The following is a 22,251-nucleotide window of genomic DNA, read 5'->3' as shown; positions in this document are numbered from 1 at the left end:
CGTCGGAGGGGGTCGGCTCGGTGAGCCGGCCCCCTCGGCACGTCCGGGTCAGCCGCAGGGCACCGAGCCCAGGCGGGCCAGTCCCTCGCGGTCGCCCGGCCCCAGCTCCACCTGGCCGGTGCTGTCAGCGAACATGAGCTCCAACGGCTCCTCGACGTGGTCGAGCCCGACCACGTGGGCCAGCTCGTGGAGCACGATCGCCTCCATCAGCCGCGGCACCTGGTCGACGGAGGCGTCGGTGAACACGTCGATGTCGAGCACGACGCCACCGGTCACGTAGTAGCGACGCCCGCGACCGCCCTCCTCCGAGGCCGCGCCACCGATGCCGGCGACCGCTCCCTCGAGCTGGGGGAACTCGACGTCGTCGGCCCAGCCGATGACGACCGGCTGGCTCCCGCCGAGCGGGACGAACGACCCGGTGAAGGGCCGGCGGTCCGTGTCGCCGTCGTCCTCGAAGGCCAGGCCGGTGGCCGCCGAGATCCGGCTGACGGCGCGGTCGACGAGCGCCCGCGCGCCCTCGGGCATCCCGGCCGGGTTGACGGCGTACGGCACCGGCGAGCACGGGTCCCAGGCGACCGGCTGGTCCGAGCCGCGCTGCGTGGCCGCGAAGGCGTACGCCCCCCGGGATGCCTCGATGGGCGGCGCCGGGAGGATGCGCTCGCCGCCGATGCCGACGAGGCGGCGCACGGAGCCCATCTGGGCGGAGGGGTGGAAGACGACGACCGCGGCCAGGAGCGCCGCGGTCACGACGAACGACAGCACGGTCGAGGTCGTCGGTCGGGGCACCCGACGAGTATCGCCCGGGACCCCTGAGGGACGGGGCGGAACCGGCTCAGCGCAGCAGTGCCGGGAGCAGGGCGTCGACCCGGCCGGTGAGCACCGCGAGCGCGTCCTCGCGGGCCTCGACGGGACCGGCCGCCCAGGCGAGCAGGATCTGGGCGAAGAGCCCGTCGAGCATGCCGTAGCAGGTGGAGGAGTCGACGGCGGGCTGCTGGTCGGCGAGCGTGGCGTAGCGGGAGACGACCCGCCAGATCATCGCCTCGAGCTGGCCGTCGATCTCGAGGACCACCTCCCGGAGCGCCGGCTCGAACATCGACTGGTTGCGCAGGTCGTACCAGAGCTGGTGCATCGGACCCTCCTCGCGGATGGTCTCGGCGAGCTTGGCGGCGAAGCGCGTCCGGAGCTCGTCGGCCGACGTCGAGGTCTCGACGATCTCGTCGTAGCGGGTCACGCAGCTGCGCTTGTAGTAGCGCACGCAGTAGGTGATGAGCTCCTGCTTGTCGGCGAAGTAGTAGTGCACGACGCCGTGCGAGAAGGGGGAGTGCTGGGCGATCTCGCGCAGCGAGGTCCGGGCGTAGCCCAGCTTGCCGAGCGTCACCAGCGCGGACTCCGCGAGCTGGTCGCGGCGGTTGTCGTGCTTGCTCACGCGCGCGGCCGCCGACGCCACGGGATCGGCGACGGAGGAGGCGGAGCGGGCGGCCATGCGGCTGATCCTACGCACACGGGCCGCGTCTTGACATGTGACCGAAGATTTCCTTGACACTTGTCAAGACACAGGAGCAGTGTGACGGCCATCACCCACCAGCCTCCTGAGGAGACCTCGATGAGCGGAACCGACCTGACCGGACGCGTCGCACTCGTGACGGGAGGCGCGCAGGGGCTGGGCGAGGGCATGGCCCGCGCGCTGGCCGCCGCCGGGGCCCGCGTGATGATCGCCGACGTCAACGAGGCGGGCTCGGAGACGGCCACGAGCCTGGGCGACGGACACGGGTTCGTGCACCTCGACGTGACCGACGAGGCCGGCTGGGAGGCGGCGACCAGCGCCTGCGTCGACCGGCTCGGCGGCCTCGACGTCCTGGTCAACAACGCGGGCATCGAGATCAGCAGCCTCATCACCGAGGTCGAGGTCGACGACATCCGCAGGATGCTCGAGGTCAACGTGCTCGGCACCACCCTCGGGCTCAAGCACGGCCTCCGCACGATGCGCCCGGACGGGGCCGCCGGCAAGGGCGGCACCATCATCAACATCTCCTCGGTGGCCGCGACCATCGCCTTCCCGGCGATCTCGGTCTACAGCGGCACCAAGTCGGCGGTCGACCGGCTCACCCGCGTCGCCGCGATGGAGTCCGGCAAGCTCGGCTACGGCGTACGCGTCAACTGCGTCTATCCCGGACTCGTGCCGACCGCGATGGGCGCGGGCCTCGCCGACGACATGGCGCGGCTCGGGCTCTACGGCAGCGCCGAGGAGGCGGTGGGCGCCGTCATCGAGCTCACGCCGTCCGGGCGCCTCGGCGAGGTGCAGGACATGGCGGACGCCGTCGTGTTCCTCGCCTCCGACGCGGCCCGCTTCATCAACGGCGCCGGCATCCCCGTCGACGGCGGGATGGGCATGTGACCAGCCCTCGTCCCCTCCGTCCGTCCGCCGTCCCCACCGCCCGAGAGGCACAGTCATGAGCGAGAAGAAGGTCGTCGTCTACGGAGCGTCCGGCTACACCGGTCGCCTGATCTGCGAGTACCTGCGCGAGCACCACGTCCCGTTCGTCGCGGCCGGGCGCAGCCAGGAGAAGCTCGAGTCCTCGCTGGCCCACAACGTCGCCGGCGTCGAGACCGCCGACTACGAGGTGAGGAAGGTCGAGCACGACGTCGAGAGCATCGCCGAGCTCCTCGACGGCGCCTCCGTCGTGCTCAACACGGTGGGTCCGTTCAGCACGCTCGGCCCCACCGTCGTCGAGGCGGCGCTGCGGGCGGGGGTGCACTACACCGACACCACCGGCGAGCAGGACTGGCTGATGGCGTGCGACGAGCAGTGGGGCGAGCGGTACGCCGAGGCCGGGCTGCTGCTGTCGCCCGGGATCGCGCAGATGTACACCACCGGCGAGATCGCCGCGCAGCTCTGCCTCGAGAAGCCGGGCCTGGACACCCTCGACATCGCCGTCTTCTGGGGCGGCTCCCCGACCATCGCCTCCACCGAGACGATCCTCGTCAACGCCGCCTCGTCGGCCGCGCACTACCTCGAGCAGAACGCGTACGTCCCCTTCGACCCCGCGCAGGGGCTGGTGCCGCTGGTCGTCCCCGGCCAGCACGAGCTCGCCCAGTCCCTGCCGTGGGGCGGCACGTCGCACCCGGTGTGGTTCCGCCGCGACCCGCGGGTGGCCACCTGCAAGGCGCAGGGAGGCGTCTTCAACGCGGCGCTGATGAACGGCGTGCCGCAGATCGTCGCCGGCGCGCTCGAGGCGACCAAGGACATGAACGCCGACGACCGCGCGGCCGCGCTGACCGCCACGGCGCGCCAGGTGATGGACCAGATGCCGCCGCGCGAGAACCCGCGGGTCAACAAGTCGCTCGACTCGGTGCACGCGTCGGGTCCGCTCGGCCGCGCGCACTGCGTCATCCACGGCAACTCCAACTACAAGCAGACCGGCCTCCTGCAGGCCTATGCCGCCTACGCGCTGCTGCAGCAGCCGCCGCGGCGGGTCGGCTTCGCCTCGGGCTGCCAGGCGTTCGGCCACCACGAGCTGCTCGGGGTGCTGCGCTCGTTCGGCCTGGTGTCCGCGCCCGTGCTCACCACGCAGGACTGAGCCGGCCCCATGCGGCTGCACGACTACCTCGACAAGGGCGCCAGCCTCGGCGCGGACCGCCCCTGCCTGACCACCGACGGCACCTCGTCGTCGTACGCCGAGGTGGTGGCGCTGTCGCACCGGGTCGCAGCCGCGCTGGTGGCCCGCGGTCTCGGCGACGGCGGCCGGGTCGCGATCCTCTCGGCCAACGACCCGGTGGCGTTCACCTGCGTCTTCGGGATCAGCCGCGCCGGCGGCGTGTGGTGCCCCATCAACCCGCGCAACGAGGCGGCGGAGAACCGGGAGCTGCTCGCGCTCTTCGACGCCGAGGTCGTCGTCTACGCATCCGGCTTCGCCCCGCTCGTCGCCGCGATCCGCGACGACCTGCCCGACGTGCACACGTGGGTCTGCCTCGACGCCCCGGACGCCGGCGCGCTCACGTGGCAGGCCTTCCTCGACCACGGCACGTCCACCGTCGTGGCCGACCGCCCCTTACTCCCCGGTGTCGACGGGCAATCAATGCTGGTCGGCACCGGGGGCACCACCGGTCGGCCGAAGGGTGTCATGCTGACGCCGACCAACCTGGAGACGATGACCGCGCTCACGCTGATGGGCTACCCGTTCGACGGGCGCCCGGTCTACCTCGCGCTGGCGCCGCTCACCCACGCGGCCGGCGTGCTGTGCTTCCCGGTGCTGGCGCTCGGCGGCGAGGTCGTCATCATGCGCACGCCCGACGTCGAGGGCTTCCTCCGGCTGGTGGAGGCCCACGGGGTCACCCACACGTTCCTGCCACCGACGCTGATCTACATGGTGCTCGGCAGCCCGTCGCTGGACTCGACGGACCTCAGCAGCCTGCAGTGCTTCTGGTACGGCGCCGCGCCGATGTCGGCCTCGCGGCTCGAGGAGGCGCTGGTGCGGATCGGGCCGGTCATGGCGCAGCTGTTCGGCCAGACCGAGGCGCCGATGATGATCTCGATGATGCCGCCGGCCGACCACTTCCGCGCCGACGGGACGATCGCCGTCGAGCGGCTCACCAGCGCCGGTCGTCCCGCGCCCCTCGTGACCGTCGCGATCCTCGACCCGTCCGACCGGCCGGTCGCGACCGGGGAGCGCGGCGAGATCTGCGCGCGGTCGTCGCTGGTGATGGCGGGCTACTGGAAGGACCCGGTCGAGACCGCGACCACGCTTCGCAACGGCTGGCTGCACACCGGCGACATCGGGTTCCTCGACGAGGAGGGCTTCCTCCACATCGTCGACCGCGCGAAGGACATGATCATCACCGGCGGGTTCAACGTGTACTCGACCGAGGTCGAGCAGGCGGTCCTCGCCCACGCCGCCGTCCAGGACTGCGCCGTCATCGGGCTGCCCGACGACAAGTGGGGCGAGCGCGTGGTGGTCGTCGTCCAGGCCCACCCGGGGGCGTCCGTGGACACCGACGAGCTGACCGCCTTCGTGAAGCAGCGGATCGGGTCGGTGAAGGCGCCCAAGGAGGTCCACGTCTGGTCCGACCTGCCCCGGTCGAAGGTGGGGAAGGTGTTGAAGACGGAGATCAAGCGGGAGCTGGTGGGGTGATCAGCTGAGCTCGCCGGGGTGGGTGAGCAGCCCGAGGTCGTCGGCGACCTGGGTCAGCTCCGGACCGAGCCGCGCGAGCAACGGGGCGCCTTCGGGCCGGTAGGGGATGGCCTCGACGAAGCCCAGCCCGATCAGGTCCTTCTCGGCCGGTTCCGCTCGCACGTACTCGACCTCCAGCCAGTCCACGACGTCTCCGACCGCTTGCGGCTGTGACGCGTACGTCGCCTGGGCCCACCGTGCGACGTCGGCGAGGAGCAGGTAGGGGAGCAGCTCCCCTTCCTGGTCTGCGAGGTGCTCGTCCATGAGTGGAGTCAGGCGTGGGAAGTCGTGCACAAGCCGGGTTGCCAGTTCCTGGGACGGTGTCATGACGCCAGCGCCTCTCGCAGTTCCGAGGCGAGCTTCTGCGCCAGGCTGCGGTCCGACGCAGGGGCATGAGGATTGTTCTGCAACCACTTCTCCAGTCCGCGCAGGGTTTCTTCGCCCTTGATGATGTGTCGCCGATTGTGCACCGTCTCGCCCGTCCGCAGCTCGTGACGAATTGCGTCCATCGTGGTTCCGTCCCCGGTGCGGCGTGGGTTGTCGACACCTTTGAAGAGCTGCTCGACGTAGTTGTTCAGCTTCGGGTCCTCGACGTCCGGCCGTCGGCGCCCGGTTTGCGGTCCCGCCCCAGCCAGCTGGTCGGGTGCTTCATGCTGCCGCGCTCACCTCGCGCCGGCACGCGGACGAACCTCTCGGCGCGTGACCTGATGACAACGAGCTCGTCGACGGCCCGGTCGAGGCGGGCGGCGGCCGTCGTCACGCCGGCGCTGAGCGCTGTGAGGAGGGCGTAGAAGCGAGGCGCCTGCGCGCGGACCCGCGCCGCCGCGGCGCCGAGTGCCGCCCCGCCGGCCAGGCCGCCGGTCAGGCCGGTGACGATCGCCGACACGGCCGCGCCCTCGACGATCATCTGGGCGATCTCCGCCAGCAGGGCTCGGGTGCGTTCCCGTGCGGCCTCGACCGCGTCGGCGTACTCCTCGCACGCAGTCGCCACGGACGACAGCTCCCAGGCGGTGTCGCCCACGAGTGATCCGAGGTCGGTCAGCGCGTCGACCGCGAGCGGCACCTCGGGGGAGCGTTGCAGCTCGACGAGCGCCACGGCGGCCTCGAGGTGGTCGACCAGCCCGGCGGTCGCCGCCGCGGCCCGTCGCCACTCGGCAGCCGCCGACCGCAGTCCGTCCACGTCGGCGGAGGGCCAGACGAAGCCCTCGACCTGGTCGAGGATCCAGGCGTCCACGGTGCCGAGGGAGGGTTCCTGGCCGCCGACGCCCGGGGGCAGCCGTGGCGGCTGCACCCGGACGTACGAGTCGGCCAGTCCGCCGCCGACGTAGGCAGCGGTGCGCACCCCGGCCGAGGCCGACTCCGCGGCCGCGTGCTCGGCGCTGGTCGCCTCGAGCAGGCGGCCGGCACCGATGAAGGCGTGGGTGAGGTCGGCGAGTGCGGCGAGCGACTCATGGGCACCCGAGTCGTACGCACGGGCGACGGTGGCGGACGTCGCGTCGTTGCCGGCCATGCCGCCGTGGTGGCCGAGGCGCACGGCGAGCGCCTGCGTGAGCACTGCCGCGGTCTGGTTGGCGGTTAGGCAGGCGTCCGCAGCCCGGGTGAACCCGCCGCACTCCACACTGATCTGCACCCCTCCACCTTGATGCGGTCGGCGGGCCCCCGCCATCCCTCTGTCGCAATCTGTGGAGAGGAACGGTTGCGACTCTATTCGAACACAGGTACGATGTGAGAAGCACGTCGATCCACCCGGTCCAGAGCGTCCGGCAGTCCCGGCTCCTCGAGGAGAAGGTCGGGCTGAGGGTCGGGACAGTCGTCCAGAGAACTCCGGTTGGTGCTCCGGAGACGCCACCTGGCTCACGGGCGACGAGCTGGCAGCCGAGCCGACATGCCTCACCGCCCACCCCGGAGACCGGGTGGAGTCCGTGGAGTGTGTCGAGGAGGTGACCCCGATGGAAGCAGTGAACGCCTACGTCGCGTGTGCCGACGACATCGCCGCGGCCATCAAGGGCGTCGCCCACCTCGAGCCGATGTTCCTCGCCACCGCTGACAAGGAAGCGGCGCTCCTGGCGCTCGCGGAGGCGCGGTCCCGCCTCGACGCCCTCGCGTTGCGGGTGCTGGCCGCATCCGACGATGTCGGGGAGGCGCACGGGCTCAAGGACGCTGCTGCCTGGCTCGCAGTGGAGAGCCGCTCGACCCGACGGGCGACGCGCGCCGACCTGGCGCTGGCGCGCGCACTCGAGCAGCACGGCGAGGTGGCCGACGCCCTGGCCTCGGGTGTGCTGCGCACGGAGCAGGCCCGATCGATCGTCGGCGCCGTCGACGCGCTGCCGCGCTCGGTCACCACGCAGACACGTGAGCTGGCCCGCGACACGATGCTCGGGCTGGCGGCGGCCCACCACGACGCCCACGACCTGCGCCAGATCGGCAAGCGGATCCTCGACGTCGTGGCGCCCGAGGTGGGGGAGTGCCACGAGGCGAGGCTGCTCGCTGAGGAGGAGGCCCGGGCGGCCGCTACCGTCGAGCTGTCGCTCGTCGACGACGGCGAGGGTCGGTGCCGTGGTCGGTTCACGGTGCCCTCCCACGTCGGCGCGATGCTCCGACGGCACCTGCTGGCGCTGGCCAACCCCGCCCGCCACACGCAGGAGGAGCTCACGGACGAGGGCGGCGCCTGGAAGCCCCTGGGCCGGCGACTCGGCGAGGCGTTCGTCGAGTACGTCGAGCGCTACCCCGTCGACCACACGCCGCAGACGGCCGGGGTCAACGCCACCGTGGTGGTCACCATGACGCTCGAGCAGCTTGCGGGCGAGCACGCGACGGCCCTCCTCGACGACGGCAGCCGGATGAGCGCCGGCGAGGCGCGTCGGCTGGCCTGCGAGGCAGGCATCATCCCGGCCGTCCTCGGCACGGCGTCGCAGCCCCTCGACCTCGGCCGTACGGCCCGCCTCTTCACCAAGGCGCAACGCGTCGCTCTCGGGCTACGCGATCACGGCTGCACCGCCCGCGGTTGCGACACCACGGCATCCGGCTGCCACGCCCACCACGACGCCCCGTGGTCGCGCCGGGGGCTGACGGACCTCACCAACGGACGGTTGCTCTGTCCCCGGCACCACCGGCTCGCGCACGACGCCCGCTACGAGATGGAGGTCCATGCGGACAACTCCGTGACCTACGTCAGACGCAGATAGGCCGACCGTGGCGGGAGGTGAACAACACGTCCCGAAATCCATGCGGCTGTCAGCGCGAGGTGATCCAATCTGGCGCGCCAGATCGTGCAGACCCAATTCACAGGAGTTGTCGTGCAGTCCCGAGGTCGCTCATCCATGCCCACCAGTCGCGCCCTGCCCCTGGGGGTGATCGTTGCCACGGTGACGATGGTCGCGAGCGTGCTGTCGCTGCCGGCGAACGCCGAGCCGTCCCTGGCGGGCAGCGTCATCCGTGTCGTCGACGGCGACACCATCGAGGCCGGTGTCGGGTCCGGAACCGAGCGAGTGCGGTTCCTCAACATCGACACGCCCGAGGTCGGCACCTGCATGGCAGACCGCGCGACGGCCTTCACCGAGCGACAGCTTCCTGCCGGGCGGGAGGTGCAGCTGCGGGTGGACCGGGATCGTCGCGATCCGTACGACCGCCTCCTCGCGCTGGTCAAGCCCACCGGTGGTGAGTGGCTGTCCGTCTCGCTGGCCGAGCGCGGACTCGGGTTCCCGCTCGCCATCGCCCCCAACACGCGCTACTACCCGAGGGTCGTGGCGGCGGCGTCCCGGGCCGAGCGGCAGGGCGTCGGGATGTTCGACCCGCGTCGCTCCTGCACCCCCGTGTCGCGTGCTCGTCGAGCCAGCACCCTGACCTCCGAGGCCCAGGCCATGCCGGTCCGGTCGAGGACGCAGTACCGAGCGGCGATGGGCAAGCTGGACAAGGCCGCCGCACTCCTCACGTTGGTGACGGCCGCCAGGTACGGCGCAACGGCGTCGTCCTGGTTCACCTCGTACGCCCGTGGCCTCCGTGTGCCGGCGCAGAAGCGGGTCCGCGCCGTGCGCGCCGCCAAGACCCGACAGTGGCACGCCGCCGCGAACGCCTCGAACAACGGCGGCAGCGGCACCAACGGCGGCAGCGGCAACAACGGCAGCACGTCGTCGAACAACTCGCACGACGGCTGGTGGCCTCCCGGAGTGCCACACAGCTACAACGGTCCGCGGTGCTACCAGCCCGGTGGTGTCGTCTGGTACCCCTGCTGACAGATCGGACCGTACGGCCGGGCGCGGGACTCAGGCCGTGACCTGCGCCCACCGGGCGAGGTTGGCGTCGACGGCCCGCGAGTAGTGCTCGTCGGCTGCCGTGGCGATCGCCGTCAGCGCGGCGAGGGCTGCCACCATGTCGGCGCGCCGGCCGCGCCAAGCGTCGTACGACGCTTCCTCCGCCGCGCTCGCCTGCCCGGACCACCCGGCCTGCAGCTGGTCGTGGGTCTGGTCGACGTCGTAGGCGAGGGCCAGGAGGCCGCGGTGGCAGGAGGCCAGCTCGCTCACGGCACGGCGCAGCTCGTCGAGGTCCACGTCGAAGGCGGTCACCCGAGCCGCCCGCCGAGGTCGGTCGCCCGGTCGGCGCCGTGGGACTCGGCCGTCTCGACGTCGCGGCGGGCGAGGTCGATGGCGCCGAGCAGTGCGGACAGCGAGTCGACGACCTCCGCGGCGGCGTCGTCCCACTCCCGCCACCGCGTGGCGAAATGGGTAGCGGCGTCGCCGCGCCAGGAGGCGAGGAGCGCGTCGACGGTGCGCTCGGCGGCGTGGCGCCGCTCGTCGAGCTCGGCCAGGCGCGCGGCGAGGCGGGGTGTGGCCGCGTCGTGCGCGGCGAGGTCGTAGGCGAGGCTTCCCGAGAGGATCACGTACCGACCCTGACCCGGGGCGGCGTGCCGGCGACACCCCCTCCGTGCGATCTGTGGAGAACGTCGTCGTCCCTCTCCACAGGTCTGGGTGGACGGGTTTCCGTCCGCCCGCGACGGGCAGAGGCTGGCCACGTTCGACGACGAGGAGTACCCATGCTCGACGCACTCGGCTTCACCGGCTCCGTCCGGGTCGCACCGCCGCTCAACCCGGCGGAGACCGGCTTCCTCCGCGCGCTCACGGACTCGGGACGCACGCTGCGCAGCACGCCGACGGGGCGGGGCAACGACGCCGTGCCGTTCGCCCGGCTCGCCTGGGTCGCCTGCCTGCGCGGGTGCTGCCTAGAGTGGGACGGGTCCGAGGCGACGCGGTGGATGGCGCCGTCCCTCGAGTTCCTCGTCGAGCACCTGCTGGCCCCGGGCGCCCTCGGCAAGGGCCGCCCGCGGTTCGAGGACTTCACCTTCGACCACGTCCTCGACGGGGCGGTGGTCGGTCGGTCGTACGACGACGCGGAGCCCTGGCTCGTGGAGGTCACGGGCAACCGGACGTCAGGTCGTACGCTGCGCGCGCCGTGCGGCGAGGAAGCCGACGAGGACGACGCGGACGCGTCGCCGTCCGCGATGCCGACGCTCGCCGCCAACGTCATCGCCTTCCGGCCGCGCCGCGCCTGAGGCGGCAGCGAGGGTGTTCAGCTCTGTCGCCGCGACGCCCTAGGGTGAGGCAACCCCACCTCGGAGGTACACGTGGACACCATGACGCCCGTCTACAGCTCGGGCACCCTGCTGCTGATCGCCGCGGCCGCCGTCGCCATCCTGCTCGTCCTCATCATCGTCCTCCGGATGCACGCGTTCATCGCGCTCGTCCTGGTCAGCTTCGGCACCGCGGTCGCGGCCGGCGTGCCGGTCGCCGAGGTGCCGGTGGTCGCCATAGCCGCGTTCAGCACCACGCTCGGGACGGTCGCGTTGCTGGTCGCGCTCGGCGTGATGATCGGCCGGCTGCTCGAGGCGACGGGCGGCGCCCAGGTCCTGGCCGACACGCTGATCAGCCGTTTCGGCGAGAAGCGCGCCCCGATGGCGCTGGGTGTCGCCGCCCTGCTGTTCGGCCTGCCGATCTTCTTCGACGCGGGCCTCGTGGTGTTCCTGCCGATCATCTTCGCCGTCGCCAAGCGCTTCGGCGGCTCCGTGCTGATGTACGCCCTCCCGGCCGCCGGAGCGTTCGCGGCCATGCACGCCATCGTTCCGCCTCACCCGGGACCGGTCACCGCCGCGACCGAGCTCGGCGCCAGCATCGGCCTGACGCTGCTCGTGGGCGTCGTGGTGGCCGTCGTCGCGTGGTTCGTGGGTGTCTACCTCGTGACCATCACGTGGCTGGGCAAGGTCCAGGTCCCGATCGACGACTCGGTGCTGACCGGTGGGCAGCAGGCCGACCACGACAACCCGCCGGCCTTCTGGCACGTGCTCGCGATCCTGCTGCTGCCGCTGGTGCTGATCGGCGCCAACACCATCCTGACCACGCTGCGCACCAACGGCTCGATCGCCGAGGAGGGCACCTTCGTCGACATCCTGGTCTTCGTCGGCCAGACGCCGGTCGCCCTGCTCATCGCGCTCCTCGTGGCGACCTACACGCTCGCCATCCGGCGATACTCCCGCGGCGAGATCGAGACGCTGCTCAACGACTCCCTCGGCCCTATCTGCGCGATCATCCTCATCACCGGCGCCGGCGGGATGTTCGGCGGCGTGCTGCGCTACAGCGGGATCGGCGAGGCGCTGTCGGACTCCCTCGCCGACCTCGGCCTGCCGCTGATCGTGTCGGCCTTCGTGATCGCGACGATCCTCCGCGTCGCCCAGGGCTCCGCGACCGTGGCGCTGACGACCACGGCAGGGCTCATCTCCGCCGGTGTCGCCGACGCCGACCCGTCGTCGCTGCAGCTGGTCGCGCTGGTCCTGGCGATCGCCGCGGGTGCCACTGTCCTCTCGCACGTCAACGACTCGGGCTTCTGGCTGGTCGGCCGGTTCTTCGGGATGGACGTGAAGACCACGCTGCGCACGTGGACGGTCATGGAGACCACGCTCGGTGTCTCGATCTTCGTGCTGGCCCTCGGCATCTGGGCCGTCGGATGACCAAGGACGCGTCGGCCGACGGTGGCGCGGACCGACCGCTGCACCTCGTCTTCATGGGCGTGTCCGGCTCGGGGAAGTCCACCGTCGCCCAGGCGGTCCGCGAGCGGCTGGGCTGGGAGTTCGCCGAGGGCGACGACTTCCACCCCCCGGCGAACGTCGCGAAGATGCGCGAGGGCCGGCCGCTCACCGACTCCGACCGCTGGGGCTGGCTCGAGTCGCTGGCCGACTGGACCGCGGAGCGCGACGGGCGTGGCGAGCCGACGATCATCACGTGCAGCGCCCTGCGCAAGGCCTACCGCGACGTGCTGCGCCGCGGCGGCGAGGCGACGTTCTTCGTGCACTGCACCGGCGACAAGCACATGTTCCTCGAGCGGATGAGCTCCCGCGACCACTTCATGCCGCCGAGCCTGCTCGAGTCGCAGCTCGACACCCTCGAGCCGCTCCAGCGCGACGAGCAGGGGATGGACGTCGATCCCGCTCTCCCGGTCGACCGGCTCGCGGCGCTGGTCCTGGCGCGGCTCGACCTGTCCGGCCGACCGGACTGACCCGGCCGACCGGACTGACCCGCCGACCGGCCTGACCCGCCGACCGACCTGACCCGCCGTCAGTTGAGGACGACGATCCCCGCGGTGAGGGCCGTCGCGAAGCACACCCACGCCAGGTAGGGCACCAGCAGCCACGCCGCCGCGCGCGAGCGGTGCCACGACCACGCGATCAGCAGCACGACGGCGGCCGCCAGCACGACGATCTCGACCAGCGCCACGGTGTAGAGGTCGGCGGCGAAGAACAGCGGCGTCCACGCGAGGTTGAGCAGCAGCTGCGCCACCCACAGCCACATGACCCGGTCCCAGCCGCCGGCGCGCCACAGCAGCCAGCCCGCGACGCCGATGCCGAGGTAGAGCACCGACCACACCGGCCCGAAGAGCCACGACGGCGGGGCGTACGGCGGCAGGTCGAGCGCGCGGTACGTCGCCTGCGAGCCGGCCGCCGCCAGCCCGCCGAGCCCCGCCACCGCGGTCACCGCGGCGAGGAACGGGATCAGCGTCCACCACTGACGGGCCGGCGGCACGAGGGGCATGTCCCGAGAGGTCATGCCTCCATCATGCCGACCGGCACCGACCGGCGCCGCGCTCGGAGCACCGCGTCGGCCAGGGCGATCTCCTCGCCGGTGTGCGGGTGCGCCTGCGTGCGGGGACGCGACTCGCAGACCTCGACCTCCCACTCGTCGTCGAGCGCCGGCAGCAGCTGCTCGGCGGTGAAGAGGTAGGAGTGGTGGCCGTGCCGCAACCCGGTGGCGAGGTCCTCGGGGTGGTGGCCCACCACGAGCAGCGTGCCGCCCGGGGCGACCGCCGAGCCGAGCCGGCGTACGAGGTCGGTGATCGCGCCGTCGGGGAGGTGGACGAAGTGGGAGGTGACCAGGTCCCAGGTCTCGCCGTCGGGCTCGAAGGTGCGTACGTCGACGCGGCGGGTGGTGATCCGCTCGCCGACGCCGGCCTCCCGGGCGTGCTCGGCCGTCCGGGCGAGCGCGGCATCCGCGAAGTCCACGGCCGTCACGTCCCAGCCCTGGGAGGCGAGCCAGATCGCGTCGCCGCCCTCGCCGCACCCGACCTCGAGCGCCCGACCCGGCGGCAGGCCGGTGACCTCGGCCACGAGCTGGGCGTTGGCCCGGCCGCTCCACACCTTGTCGCCGGAGTAGCGCTCCTCCCACGCGGGGCGCTCGAAGTGCTCGGCGCGCCGCTCGGCGACGGCCCGGGTGGCGTCCGCGGACGCGAGCTCGGCGTTGACGAAGGCGCCGACGCGCATGCCGTGGGCGGCCGAGGCCATCAGCGTCATCGAGATGTCGGTGGCGTTGCCGGCCGCGAAGACGCCCGGCACCACCGTGGCGCCGGTCGGCTCGACGGCGAGGACGGTCCCGAAGGGGACACCGTTCATCTCGAAGGGCTGCGGCTCGATGCCGAGCGGCGCGAGCCAGTCGGCCCGCACGTGGGGCTTGGAGGCCACCACGATGGCCTGCCGCTCGAGGACCGACCCGTCGGCCAGCCGCAGCCCGACGAGGGTGTCGCCGTCGGTCACGACCTCCTGCGGGGTGCCGTGCGCGACGCGGACGCCGATGGCGCCCATCTTCTCGAGCTCCTCGTCGGGCAGCTCGACGCCGTCGTGGACGACCAGCACCACGTCGTCGGACAGCTGGCGGAAGAGCAGGCCCTGGTGGCCGGCCATCGGCGAGGTGGCGAGGACCGCGATCGCCTTGTCGCGCACCTCCCAGCCGTGGCAGTAGGGGCAGTGCAGCACGTCGACGCCCCACCGCTCGGCGAGGCCGGGCACGTCGGGCAGCTCGTCCACCACCCCGCCGGTCACCAGCACGCGGCGTCCGCGGAAGCGCCGGCCGCCCTCGGTGGTGACGAGGAAGTCGTCGGCCGCGCCCGAGAGGCCGACGACGCGGTCGCGCACCACCTCGACGCCGTACGCCGCCACCTCGGCGCGGCCCGTCTCGAGCAGCTCCAGGGGAGGGACCCCCTCGCGCCCCAGGTAGTTGTGGGCGTGGTCGGCGGGTGCGTTGCGGGGCTCGCCCGCGTCGACGACCACCACCGACCGCCTGGAGCGGCCCAGGGCCATCGCACCACTCAGGCCGGCTGCGCCACCGCCGACCACCACCACGTCGTACATGTCCGTGCTCCTGCTGTCCGTGTTCTCGCTCATGTCGTCCATGGTGCGCAGGTGATCGCCACTATGACAAACATCCTTGCTGGATCGGCAAAGCGTGTGCACACTGGAGCGCATGGACGACGAAGGAGTGCTGCGCGGGGTCGGTCCCCGGTTGCGTCAGCTGCGGCTCGAGCGCGAGGCCACGCTGACCGACCTGGCCGAGGAGACCGGCATCTCGGTGAGCACCCTCTCCCGGCTCGAGGCGGGCCAGCGCAAGCCCACCCTCGAGCTGCTGCTGCCGCTCGCGCGCGCCCACCGCGTCGCGCTCGACGAGCTGGTGGACGCGCCGGAGACGGGGGACCCGCGGATCCGCTCGAAGCCGGTCGTGCGGCACGGCCGCACCTTCATCTCCCTGACCCGGCGGCCGGGCGGGCTGCAGTCCTTCAAGATGGTGCTGCCGGTCGACAACACCCCGCCGCCGACCCTGCAGACCCACGAGGGCTACGAGTGGCTCTACGTCCTCAGCGGCAAGGTGCGTCTGCTCCTCGGCAACCGCGACATCACCCTCGAGCCGGGCGAGGTCGTCGAGTTCGACACGCGCACGCCGCACTGGGTGGGCAACCCCGGGCCGACGCCGGCCGAGGTGCTGGCGATCTTCGGGCCCCAGGGTGAGCGGATGCACGTCCGCTCCTGAGGGGTGGTCCGCGGCTGGGGGCCGCGTGGCACCGTGGGCCCATGGCGATCCGCACCGGCACGACCGTGAAGTGGAAGTGGGGCCGCTCGTGGGCGGAGGGCAAGGTCACCGAGGTGCACCACGGCGACGTGTCCCGCACGACGAAGGGGGCGGAGATCACGCGCCACGGCAGCGACGACGACCCCGCCTACGTCATCGAGCAGGAGGACGGCACGGTCGTCCTCAAGCTGCAGAGCGAGGTCGAGCGGGCCTGACCACTCCACTTCGACGGACCCGACGCACCGGGCGCCGGCCATGACCACGCGATGGCTCTTCGGCGACCAGCTGGGCCCCCACTTCGCCGACGACCACCAGGGCCCGCTGCTGATGGTGGAGTCGATCGGCGTGCTGCGCCGGCGCCGGTTCCACCGCGCCAAGGCCCATCTGGTGCTGAGCGCGATGCGCCACCGGGCCGCCGAGGCGGGCGAGCGGATGACCTACGTGCAGGCGGACACCTACACCGAGGTGGTCGTGCAGCACCAGGATGCCGGTGACGTCGAGGTCCTGCACCCGACGTCGTACGCCGCGCTGGGGCTGGTCGAGCGGCTCGGCGTGACGGTGCTGCCGGCCCGCGGCTACGCGACGGCGCGCGAGGACTTCGAGCGCTGGGCCGAGGGGCGGGGGAGCAGGCGGCTCCTGATGGAGGACTTCTACCGGCGCGCCCGGCTGGCGCACGGCGTGCTGGTCGACGGCGGGGAGCCGGTCGGCGGCAGGTGGAACTTCGACCACGACAACCGGCTGCCACCGCCGAAGGGCGCCGAGACGCTCGGCGTCACCGACCCGTGGTGGCCGACCGAGGACGAGATCGACGCCGAGGTGCGCGAGGACCTCGACCGGTGGGAGCGCGACGGGACCGTCCGGACCATCGGCAGCGACGGCCCGCGCCTCTTCGCCGCCACCCGGGCGGAGGCGCTGGCCGCGCTGGAGCACTTCGTCGAGCACCGGCTGCCCGAGTTCGGTGCCTACGAGGACGCGATCCTCGAGGGCGACCCGTGGATGGCGCACAGCCTCATCAGCGCCTCGATGAACCTCGGCCTCCTCGACCCGCTCGAGGTCGTCGAGCGCGCCGAACAGGCGTACCGCAGCGGCGCGGCGCCCATCGCGAGCGTCGAGGGGTTCGTGCGGCAGGTGATCGGCTGGCGCGACTACGTGTGGCACACCTACTGGAACCAGGGCGACGACTACCGCCACGAGAACGCGCTCGGCGCGCGGCAGCGGCTGCCGCAGTGGTTCGCCGAGCTCGACGCGGACGCCACGGACGCGCGCTGCCTCTCGCACACGCTCGGTCGTCTCTCCGAGCACGGCTGGGTGCACCACATCCCGCGGCTGATGGTGCTGGGGTCGTACGCCCTGCAGCGCGGCTGGTCGCCGCAGCAGCTCACCGACTGGTTCCACCGGGCGTTCGTGGACGGCTACGACTGGGTGATGGTGGCCAACGTCGTCGGCATGTCGCAGCACGCCGACGGCGGGGTGATGATGACCAAGCCCTACACGTCGGGCGGTGCCTACATCAACAAGATGTCGGACCACTGCGGCTCCTGCCGCTTCGACCCCAAGGTCCGCGTCGGGGACGACGCCTGCCCCTTCACCGCCGGCTACTGGTGGTTCCTCGACCGGCACCGCGAGACGTTCGCCGGCAACCACCGGATGGGCCGCGCGCTGCAGGGCCTGGACCGGCTCAAGGACCTCCCGCTCCTCGTGGAGCAGGAGGAGCGGCGCGGCAACCGGGCACCCCGCGTCAGCGACCAGACGGACTAGCCCCGGCGCGCGGCCTTCTTGGCCTCGGCCTCGGCACGGCGCTCGACGAAGCGCGTCGCCTCGCCGTCGAGGGCGGCCACCGCGGCGGCGAGCTCGTCGCGGGCCTTCTCGCCGTCCTCGTCGAGGTGCTCGAGGTCCCACACGCCCCACTGCCGCAGCAGCGGCGTGACGATGTCGTCGTGGTGGATGCGCAGGTCGTAGATCCCGGCCTTGGCCATCTGCACCGCCTTGCGCGCGAAGCCGGGGATCACGCTGCCGGGCATCTGGAAGTCGACGACCTCCTCGGTGATCGCCCGCATCGTCTGGCTGGGCGCCACCTGCAGCGCGGCGGAGACGATGTTGCGGTAGAAGATCATGTGGAGGTTCTCGTCCTTCGCGACCCGGCTGAGCAGCTTCTCGGCGATCGGCTCCTCGGTGTAGCGGCCGGTGTTGCGGTGCGAGATGCGGGTGGCGAGCTCCTGGAACGAGACGTACGCGCACACGTTGAGCAGCGACTTGTCGAGCGCCTCGTAGCCCGTCTCCATCGTCTCCATCCGGGCCCGCTCGAGCTCGACGGGGTCGACGCCGCGGGTGACGAGCAGGTAGTCGCGGATGCAGAAGGCGTGCCGGCCCTCCTCGGCGGTCCACCGGTTGACCCAGGTGCCCCACGCGCTGTCGCGGCCGAAGGCGCGGTCGATCTCGCGGTGGTAGCTCGGCAGGTTGTCCTCGGTGAGCAGGTTGACCTCGAGCGCGGTCCGTGCGATCGGCGAGAGCTGCGACTGCGCGACCTCCCAGGGATCGCCGCCCAGGTCGGCGAAGTCGCGCCCCAGGCTCCACGGCACGTACTCGTGCGGCATCCACTCGTCCGCGAGCCCGAGGTGGCGGTTGAGGTTCTCCTCCACCGTCGGCTCGAGCTCGGCCATCAGCTGGGTGGTGTCGAGAGCGGCCATGGATCCATCTCCTCAGGTCGTGAGGAGCGGTGTCCTCGGGTCCCTGCCTACACCCGTGCGACCGGCCTGACCAGAGGGCCGTCCCATCCGGCAGCAAGCCTGAGGCGGAAGTGGTCCAGACGCCCTTACACCGGCGCCACCCCAGTTCTGCGAAAACGCCACGGAATGTCGCGCGACTCTTTAGGTTGAGTCTCGCTCCGGTCCCCCGACCGGGGCGGTTTCGTCGTCAGAGCCGCTCACCACACGCGAGGCACACATGACTCAGGATGCAGCCCGGCCCCGGAAGGGCGCTGGGAACACGGTCGCCGGTTGGCCACTGGGCCGCAAGATGGCCCTGGCCCTGGCGATCCCGCTGCTGCTCGCGGCGGTCCTCGGTGCGCTGCGCGTGGTCGGCGACTACACCGACTCGCGCCAGGCCGCCAGCAGCGCCAAGCAGGTCACCGTCATCGCCCCCGCGATCGACTACCTGACCGCCGCCGAGTCGGCGATGGTCGCGGCGCAGTCCGACGACGCGGCGAGCCAGGGCGACCTGATCGACGCCATCGACGACATCGCGACCACCTCCGAGGCGCTGGTGCAGTCGCGCGGCGAGGCCGACCTCAACGACCGCCAGTCCGAGCAGATCGACGCACTGCTCGACCTCAGCCAGGCGATGCGCGCCGAGGGTGCCGAGAACCTCGGCCCCGCCACCTGGATCGCCCTGGTCCGCCAGCTCGAGTCGAGCGTCTCCCAGCTCGTCACCAGCGTCAACGCCGCGCAGGAGACGCCCGAGCCCCGCCTCGAGCAGATCTCGCAGGCCATGAGCGGCCGGCTCTCCCTCGCCCTCCAGCAGGGCCTCATCGCCACCACGCTCGCGCAGTCCAGCTCGCAGGACCTCTTCTCGGAGATCGGTGTGGAGGCGGCCGCCATCGACCGTCTCGCCGGCTCCGTCGAGGGCTCGGACGAGCAGACCGCCCTGCTGCGTACGCAGAACACCCGCCACGCCGGGGAGATCCGCGACGACGCGGCCACCGACCTCGGCGGACGCGACGCGTACGCCCCCTACGACGAGATCACGTCCTCGCTGGTCAGCGGCGTGACCACCACCCTCGACGAGGCGGCCTCCGACGCTCAGCGCAACGCCCTCATCGGCGCGCTCTTCACGCTGCTCGCGCTCACCGCGGCCGTCCTGCTCGCCCTCTTCATCGCCCGCAGCCTCCTCGAGCCCATCGGCAAGGTCCGTGAGGGCGCGCTCGCCGTGGCCCGTCACCGGCTGCCCGACGCGGTCGCCCGGATCCGTGCCGGCCAGGAGCCGGAGCCGATCAAGACGATCGACGTCCACACCAACGAGGAGATCGGCCAGGTCGCGCGAGCGGTCGACGACCTCCACCGCCAGGCCATCCACCTCGCCTCGGGTGAGGCCCAGCTCCGCCAGACCGTGAACGCGATGTTCGTGACGCTGTCGCGCCGCTCCACCTCGCTGGTCAACCAGCAGCTCGCGCAGATCGAGCGCCTCGAGCACGACGAGGAGGACCCGAAGCGCCTGGAGTCGCTCTTCCGCCTCGACCACCTCGCCTCGCGGATGCGTCGTACGGCCGACTCGCTGCTGATCCTCGCCGACGCCCCGAACCGCGCGGCCGGCCAGTTCAGCCTCACCGTGGGCGAGGCCCTCCAGGCCGCGACCTCCGGCGTGCAGGACTACCAGCGCGTGCAGATCCTCTCGCACCTCAACACCCGGGTGGGCGACGAGGCCGCGGCCGACGTGGTCCACCTGCTCACCGAGCTGGTCGACAACGCCCTGACCTACTCCCCGCCCGTCGAGCCGGTCCGCCTCGCCGCCAAGCTCGGCCCCGACGGCGTCACCATCACGATCACCGACTCGGGCCTCGGCGTGCCGCAGGCCGAGCTGGAGCAGCTCAACAGCGACCTCCAGCACGGTGCCGAGGCAACGCCCGACACCGCCCGACGGATGGGCCTGTTCGTGGTCTCCCGCCTCGCCGAGCGCCACGACATCCAGGCCCGCCTGGCGCGCAACCCCGGTGGCGGCATGACGGCCACCGTGCTGCTCCCGCCGTCGGTGCTGCCCGACCTCCCGCAGGTCGCGGCTCCCGCCGCCCCGGCCGCCGCTGCCGCGACGACCCCGGAGGTCCTCGAGACCGCCTCGGTCGCCGCCCCCGCCGCCGCTGCCGAGTCCAAGCGCGAGTCCCGCTCTCGCTCCCGCGCCGAGAAGGCCGAGGCCAAGGCTGCGGAGCGCGCCGCCGCCGCCGAGGCGAAGGCCGCGAAGAGGGAGGCCGAGAAGGAGGCCGAGCTCGAGCCGCAGCCCGCTGCCGCCGCGGCCGCTGCTGCTCCTGCCGTCACCCCGGACCGGCCCTCCCTCGAGAGCCTGCTCCCGCGGCGCGAGCCCGGCGCCAACATGCCGCGCACCGGCGCCGAGGCGTTCCTGCCTCCGGAGACATCCGGGGCCACCGGTCCGCTCTTCGGCAAGCGCAGCGAGCCCGCCGCGCCCGCCGCCTCGACCCCGGCTGCCACGACCGATGCCGCCTCGACGGACGCCGCCGCCGACCTGACGCCCGACGTCGAGCCGGCCGAGCCGACCACGCCCGAGAAGGTCGCGCCGGTCGTCCCGATCACCGCCCTCGCCTCGCGCCAGCGCCAGGCCGTCGAGGAGGCCCGGGCCGCCGAGCCCGTCTCCGAGCCCGAGCCCGAGCAGGTCTCCGAGCCGGTGGTCGAGCCCGAGCCGGTCGCGGAGCAGGTGTCGGAGCCGACCCCGGTCGCCGAGGAGCCCGCCCGCGTCTCCGACCCGCTGTCCGACCCGCTCTCCGACCCCCTGCCCGTCGACGCCTTCGGCGACGACCGCCCGTCCGCCGAGGCAGAGGTCGAGCCCGAGCCCGAGCCGGTCACCGAGCCCGAGCCCGAGCCCGTCTCCTCCGGGGAGCCGGCCGCCGCGGATGACCTGCACGTCGACGCCAGTGACCCGCTGGGCCTGGGCACTCCTGCCCGCGAGCCCGAGCCGGTCCAGGCCGTCGCCGAGCCGGAGGCCGAGCCGGCCCAGCCGGTCCACGAGCCCGTGGTCGAGCCCGAGCCCGAGCCCGCCCCGGCGGCGTACGAGGCGCCGTTCCCGACGCCGTACGAGGCGCCCGCCGCGTTCGCCGGCGACTCGCTCAACGGTCACCTGAACGGTCACCGCAACGGTGAGCTGAACGGCCACGACGGGCTCAACGGCCACCTCGAGGCCCAGAACGGCAACGGCCTGCTCCACGACGGCGCCGAGCCGGCGCGCGTCAGTGGCGACTCGCCGATCTTCAAGTCGATGCGCTCGGGCTGGCTGACCGGTGAGGCCGGCGAGTTCCACGAGACCGAGGTCGACCGCGGCTGGGAGATCGCCGAGCAGGTCGCCGAGGAGTCCCCGGTCGTGGAGTCGACCGTCACCGGACTTCCGCGCCGCGCCCCCGGGGAGCGTCTCGTCCCCGGTAGCGTTACCCCGCCCACGGCAGCCAAGACGCGTGACCCCGAGGCCATCCGTCGCCGGCTCCAGGCACACACCGCGGGAGTCTCCCGTGGTCGACGAGCAGCCCAAAGTCCCCCTCAGCACACGGAAGCAGGCCCCGCATGACGTACGAATCCGCCGCCCCCGCCGCCAGCTCCGCTGGTGACGACCGCGACCTCGACTGGGTGATGTCGCGCTTCGTCGAGGAGGTCCCCGACGCCGCGCATGCCATCCTCGTCTCGGCCGACGGCCTCCTCATGGCCTCGAGCACCAGCATCCCCGGTGAGCGCGCCGAGCAGGTCGCCGCCGTCTCCTCCGGTCTCGCCAGCCTCGCGGTGGGAGCCGCGCGCCTGTTCGAGGGCGGGTCCGTCATGCAGACCATCGTGGAGATGGAGATGGGCTTCCTGATGCTCATGAGCGTCGGCGACGGCTCCAACCTCACGGTCCTCACGACCGAGGAGGCCGACATCGGCCAGGTGGGCTACGAGATGGCCCTGCTGGTCGACCGCGTGGGACGTACCGTCGAGGCCCAGGCCCGCGTCGGTACGGGCGGCTGA

General features: G+C 72.5%; 23 protein-coding genes. 13 read left to right on the top strand and 10 right to left on the bottom strand.

Features of this window, described 5'->3' with window-relative positions:
- Window positions 1-48: 48 nt before the first annotated feature.
- Together HN031_RS03605 and HN031_RS03600 are read right to left on the bottom strand one after the other, a co-directional pair.
- On the bottom strand, window positions 49-786 hold the full coding sequence (locus HN031_RS03605; protein WP_172266460.1) for a hypothetical protein: 738 nt from the start codon (window positions 784-786) through the stop codon (window positions 49-51).
- A gap of 46 nt (window positions 787-832) precedes the next feature.
- Complete coding sequence (locus tag HN031_RS03600) at window positions 833-1,483, bottom strand: TetR/AcrR family transcriptional regulator (RefSeq protein WP_172266457.1); 651 nt, start codon at window positions 1,481-1,483, stop codon at window positions 833-835.
- 120 nt (window positions 1,484-1,603) lie between these two features.
- On the opposite strand from HN031_RS03600, the gene HN031_RS03595 reads away from it, so the two are divergent.
- Genes HN031_RS03595 through HN031_RS03585 form a run of 3 tightly spaced genes read left to right on the top strand, consistent with a single transcriptional unit; the run spans window position 1,604 to window position 5,129 of the window.
- Window positions 1,604-2,395 carry an SDR family NAD(P)-dependent oxidoreductase gene (locus HN031_RS03595; RefSeq protein WP_172266454.1) on the top strand — a complete coding sequence of 264 codons (792 nt, stop codon included), beginning with the start codon at window positions 1,604-1,606 and terminating at the stop codon, window positions 2,393-2,395.
- 55 nt (window positions 2,396-2,450) lie between these two features.
- Window positions 2,451-3,578 carry a DUF5938 domain-containing protein gene (locus HN031_RS03590; protein ID WP_172266451.1) on the top strand — a complete coding sequence of 376 codons (1,128 nt, stop codon included), beginning with the start codon at window positions 2,451-2,453 and terminating at the stop codon, window positions 3,576-3,578.
- A gap of 9 nt (window positions 3,579-3,587) precedes the next feature.
- A complete protein-coding gene (locus tag HN031_RS03585) occupies window positions 3,588-5,129 on the top strand; it encodes a long-chain fatty acid--CoA ligase (RefSeq protein WP_172266448.1) in 1,542 nt (513 codons plus the stop codon).
- On the opposite strand, the gene HN031_RS03580 is transcribed toward HN031_RS03585, so the two are convergent.
- From HN031_RS03580 to HN031_RS03570, 3 genes are all read right to left on the bottom strand, one after another.
- Window positions 5,130-5,432 carry a hypothetical protein gene (locus tag HN031_RS03580; protein WP_172266445.1) on the bottom strand — a complete coding sequence of 101 codons (303 nt, stop codon included), beginning with the start codon at window positions 5,430-5,432 and terminating at the stop codon, window positions 5,130-5,132.
- Window positions 5,433-5,491: 59 nt separating this feature from the next.
- The gene (locus HN031_RS03575) at window positions 5,492-5,677 is read right to left on the bottom strand and encodes a hypothetical protein (protein WP_172266442.1); all 186 of its coding nucleotides are present in this window, start codon (window positions 5,675-5,677) and stop codon (window positions 5,492-5,494) included.
- 65 nt (window positions 5,678-5,742) lie between these two features.
- Window positions 5,743-6,798: a hypothetical protein gene (locus tag HN031_RS03570; protein WP_172266439.1), complete on the bottom strand. Its 1,056-nt coding sequence runs from the start codon at window positions 6,796-6,798 to the stop codon at window positions 5,743-5,745.
- Between the two features lie 319 nt (window positions 6,799-7,117).
- Between HN031_RS03570 and HN031_RS03565 the strand changes: the two genes are divergently transcribed.
- Together HN031_RS03565 and HN031_RS03560 are read left to right on the top strand one after the other, a co-directional pair.
- The gene (locus HN031_RS03565; RefSeq protein ID WP_172266436.1) at window positions 7,118-8,353 is read left to right on the top strand and encodes an HNH endonuclease signature motif containing protein; all 1,236 of its coding nucleotides are present in this window, start codon (window positions 7,118-7,120) and stop codon (window positions 8,351-8,353) included.
- Window positions 8,354-8,488: 135 nt separating this feature from the next.
- Complete coding sequence (locus tag HN031_RS03560; RefSeq protein ID WP_172266433.1) at window positions 8,489-9,400, top strand: thermonuclease family protein; 912 nt, start codon at window positions 8,489-8,491, stop codon at window positions 9,398-9,400.
- A gap of 30 nt (window positions 9,401-9,430) precedes the next feature.
- Here HN031_RS03560 and HN031_RS03555 read toward each other — a convergent pair whose 3' ends face one another.
- Both HN031_RS03555 and HN031_RS03550 read right to left on the bottom strand, forming a co-directional pair.
- On the bottom strand, window positions 9,431-9,730 hold the full coding sequence (locus tag HN031_RS03555) for a WXG100 family type VII secretion target (RefSeq protein ID WP_172266430.1): 300 nt from the start codon (window positions 9,728-9,730) through the stop codon (window positions 9,431-9,433).
- Window positions 9,727-10,044, bottom strand: a complete 318-nt coding sequence (locus HN031_RS03550; RefSeq protein WP_172266427.1) for a WXG100 family type VII secretion target — start codon at window positions 10,042-10,044, stop codon at window positions 9,727-9,729. The genes HN031_RS03555 and HN031_RS03550 overlap by 4 nt, the downstream gene beginning before the upstream one ends.
- Before the next feature lie 153 nt (window positions 10,045-10,197).
- Here HN031_RS03550 and HN031_RS03545 point away from each other — a divergent pair, with 153 nt between their 5' ends.
- The 3 genes from HN031_RS03545 (at window position 10,198) to HN031_RS03535 (ending at window position 12,707) form a co-directional block, all read left to right on the top strand.
- Entirely contained in the window at window positions 10,198-10,713 is a 516-nt protein-coding gene (locus HN031_RS03545) for a hypothetical protein (RefSeq protein WP_172266424.1), read from the top strand.
- An 81-nt stretch (window positions 10,714-10,794) separates the two neighbouring features.
- Entirely contained in the window at window positions 10,795-12,162 is a 1,368-nt protein-coding gene (locus HN031_RS03540; RefSeq protein ID WP_253943134.1) for a GntP family permease, read from the top strand.
- Window positions 12,159-12,707, top strand: a complete 549-nt coding sequence (locus HN031_RS03535; protein WP_172266418.1) for a gluconokinase — start codon at window positions 12,159-12,161, stop codon at window positions 12,705-12,707. Before HN031_RS03540 ends, HN031_RS03535 begins: the two co-directional genes overlap by 4 nt.
- A 59-nt stretch (window positions 12,708-12,766) precedes the next feature.
- Here HN031_RS03535 and HN031_RS03530 read toward each other — a convergent pair whose 3' ends face one another.
- Window positions 12,767-13,255, bottom strand: coding sequence for a TspO/MBR family protein (locus HN031_RS03530; protein WP_253943017.1), 489 nt, complete (start codon window positions 13,253-13,255; stop codon window positions 12,767-12,769).
- Window positions 13,252-14,862, bottom strand: a complete 1,611-nt coding sequence (locus tag HN031_RS21290; RefSeq protein ID WP_172266415.1) for a bifunctional NAD(P)/FAD-dependent oxidoreductase/class I SAM-dependent methyltransferase — start codon at window positions 14,860-14,862, stop codon at window positions 13,252-13,254. Before HN031_RS21290 ends, HN031_RS03530 begins: the two co-directional genes overlap by 4 nt.
- 79 nt (window positions 14,863-14,941) lie before the next feature.
- Between HN031_RS21290 and HN031_RS03520 the strand changes: the two genes are divergently transcribed.
- The 3 genes from HN031_RS03520 to HN031_RS03510 are packed head-to-tail and all read left to right on the top strand — an operon-like array spanning window position 14,942 to window position 17,299.
- A complete protein-coding gene (locus HN031_RS03520) occupies window positions 14,942-15,502 on the top strand; it encodes a helix-turn-helix domain-containing protein (RefSeq protein WP_172266412.1) in 561 nt (186 codons plus the stop codon).
- A 41-nt stretch (window positions 15,503-15,543) separates the two neighbouring features.
- Entirely contained in the window at window positions 15,544-15,756 is a 213-nt protein-coding gene (locus HN031_RS03515) for a DUF2945 domain-containing protein (RefSeq protein WP_172266409.1), read from the top strand.
- Window positions 15,757-15,796: 40 nt separating this feature from the next.
- Window positions 15,797-17,299: a cryptochrome/photolyase family protein gene (locus tag HN031_RS03510; protein ID WP_172266406.1), complete on the top strand. Its 1,503-nt coding sequence runs from the start codon at window positions 15,797-15,799 to the stop codon at window positions 17,297-17,299.
- Here the strand turns inward: HN031_RS03510 and HN031_RS03505 are convergent.
- The gene (locus HN031_RS03505; RefSeq protein WP_172266403.1) at window positions 17,296-18,228 is read right to left on the bottom strand and encodes an acyl-ACP desaturase; all 933 of its coding nucleotides are present in this window, start codon (window positions 18,226-18,228) and stop codon (window positions 17,296-17,298) included. The two genes, HN031_RS03510 and HN031_RS03505, sit on opposite strands and share 4 nt — an antisense overlap.
- 328 nt (window positions 18,229-18,556) lie before the next feature.
- On the opposite strand from HN031_RS03505, the gene HN031_RS03500 reads away from it, so the two are divergent.
- Together HN031_RS03500 and HN031_RS03495 are read left to right on the top strand one after the other, a co-directional pair.
- Window positions 18,557-21,820: an ATP-binding protein gene (locus HN031_RS03500; protein ID WP_172266400.1), complete on the top strand. Its 3,264-nt coding sequence runs from the start codon at window positions 18,557-18,559 to the stop codon at window positions 21,818-21,820.
- The gene (locus tag HN031_RS03495) at window positions 21,817-22,251 is read left to right on the top strand and encodes a roadblock/LC7 domain-containing protein (protein WP_172266397.1); all 435 of its coding nucleotides are present in this window, start codon (window positions 21,817-21,819) and stop codon (window positions 22,249-22,251) included. The genes HN031_RS03500 and HN031_RS03495 overlap by 4 nt, the downstream gene beginning before the upstream one ends.

Origin of the sequence: Nocardioides sp. zg-1308, assembly GCF_013155375.1 — a bacterium.
Classification (GTDB): Bacteria; Actinomycetota; Actinomycetes; order Propionibacteriales; family Nocardioidaceae; genus Nocardioides; species Nocardioides renjunii.
Note: the sequence above shows the minus strand (reverse complement) of the source record. Positions and strands in the feature narration are given on the sequence as shown.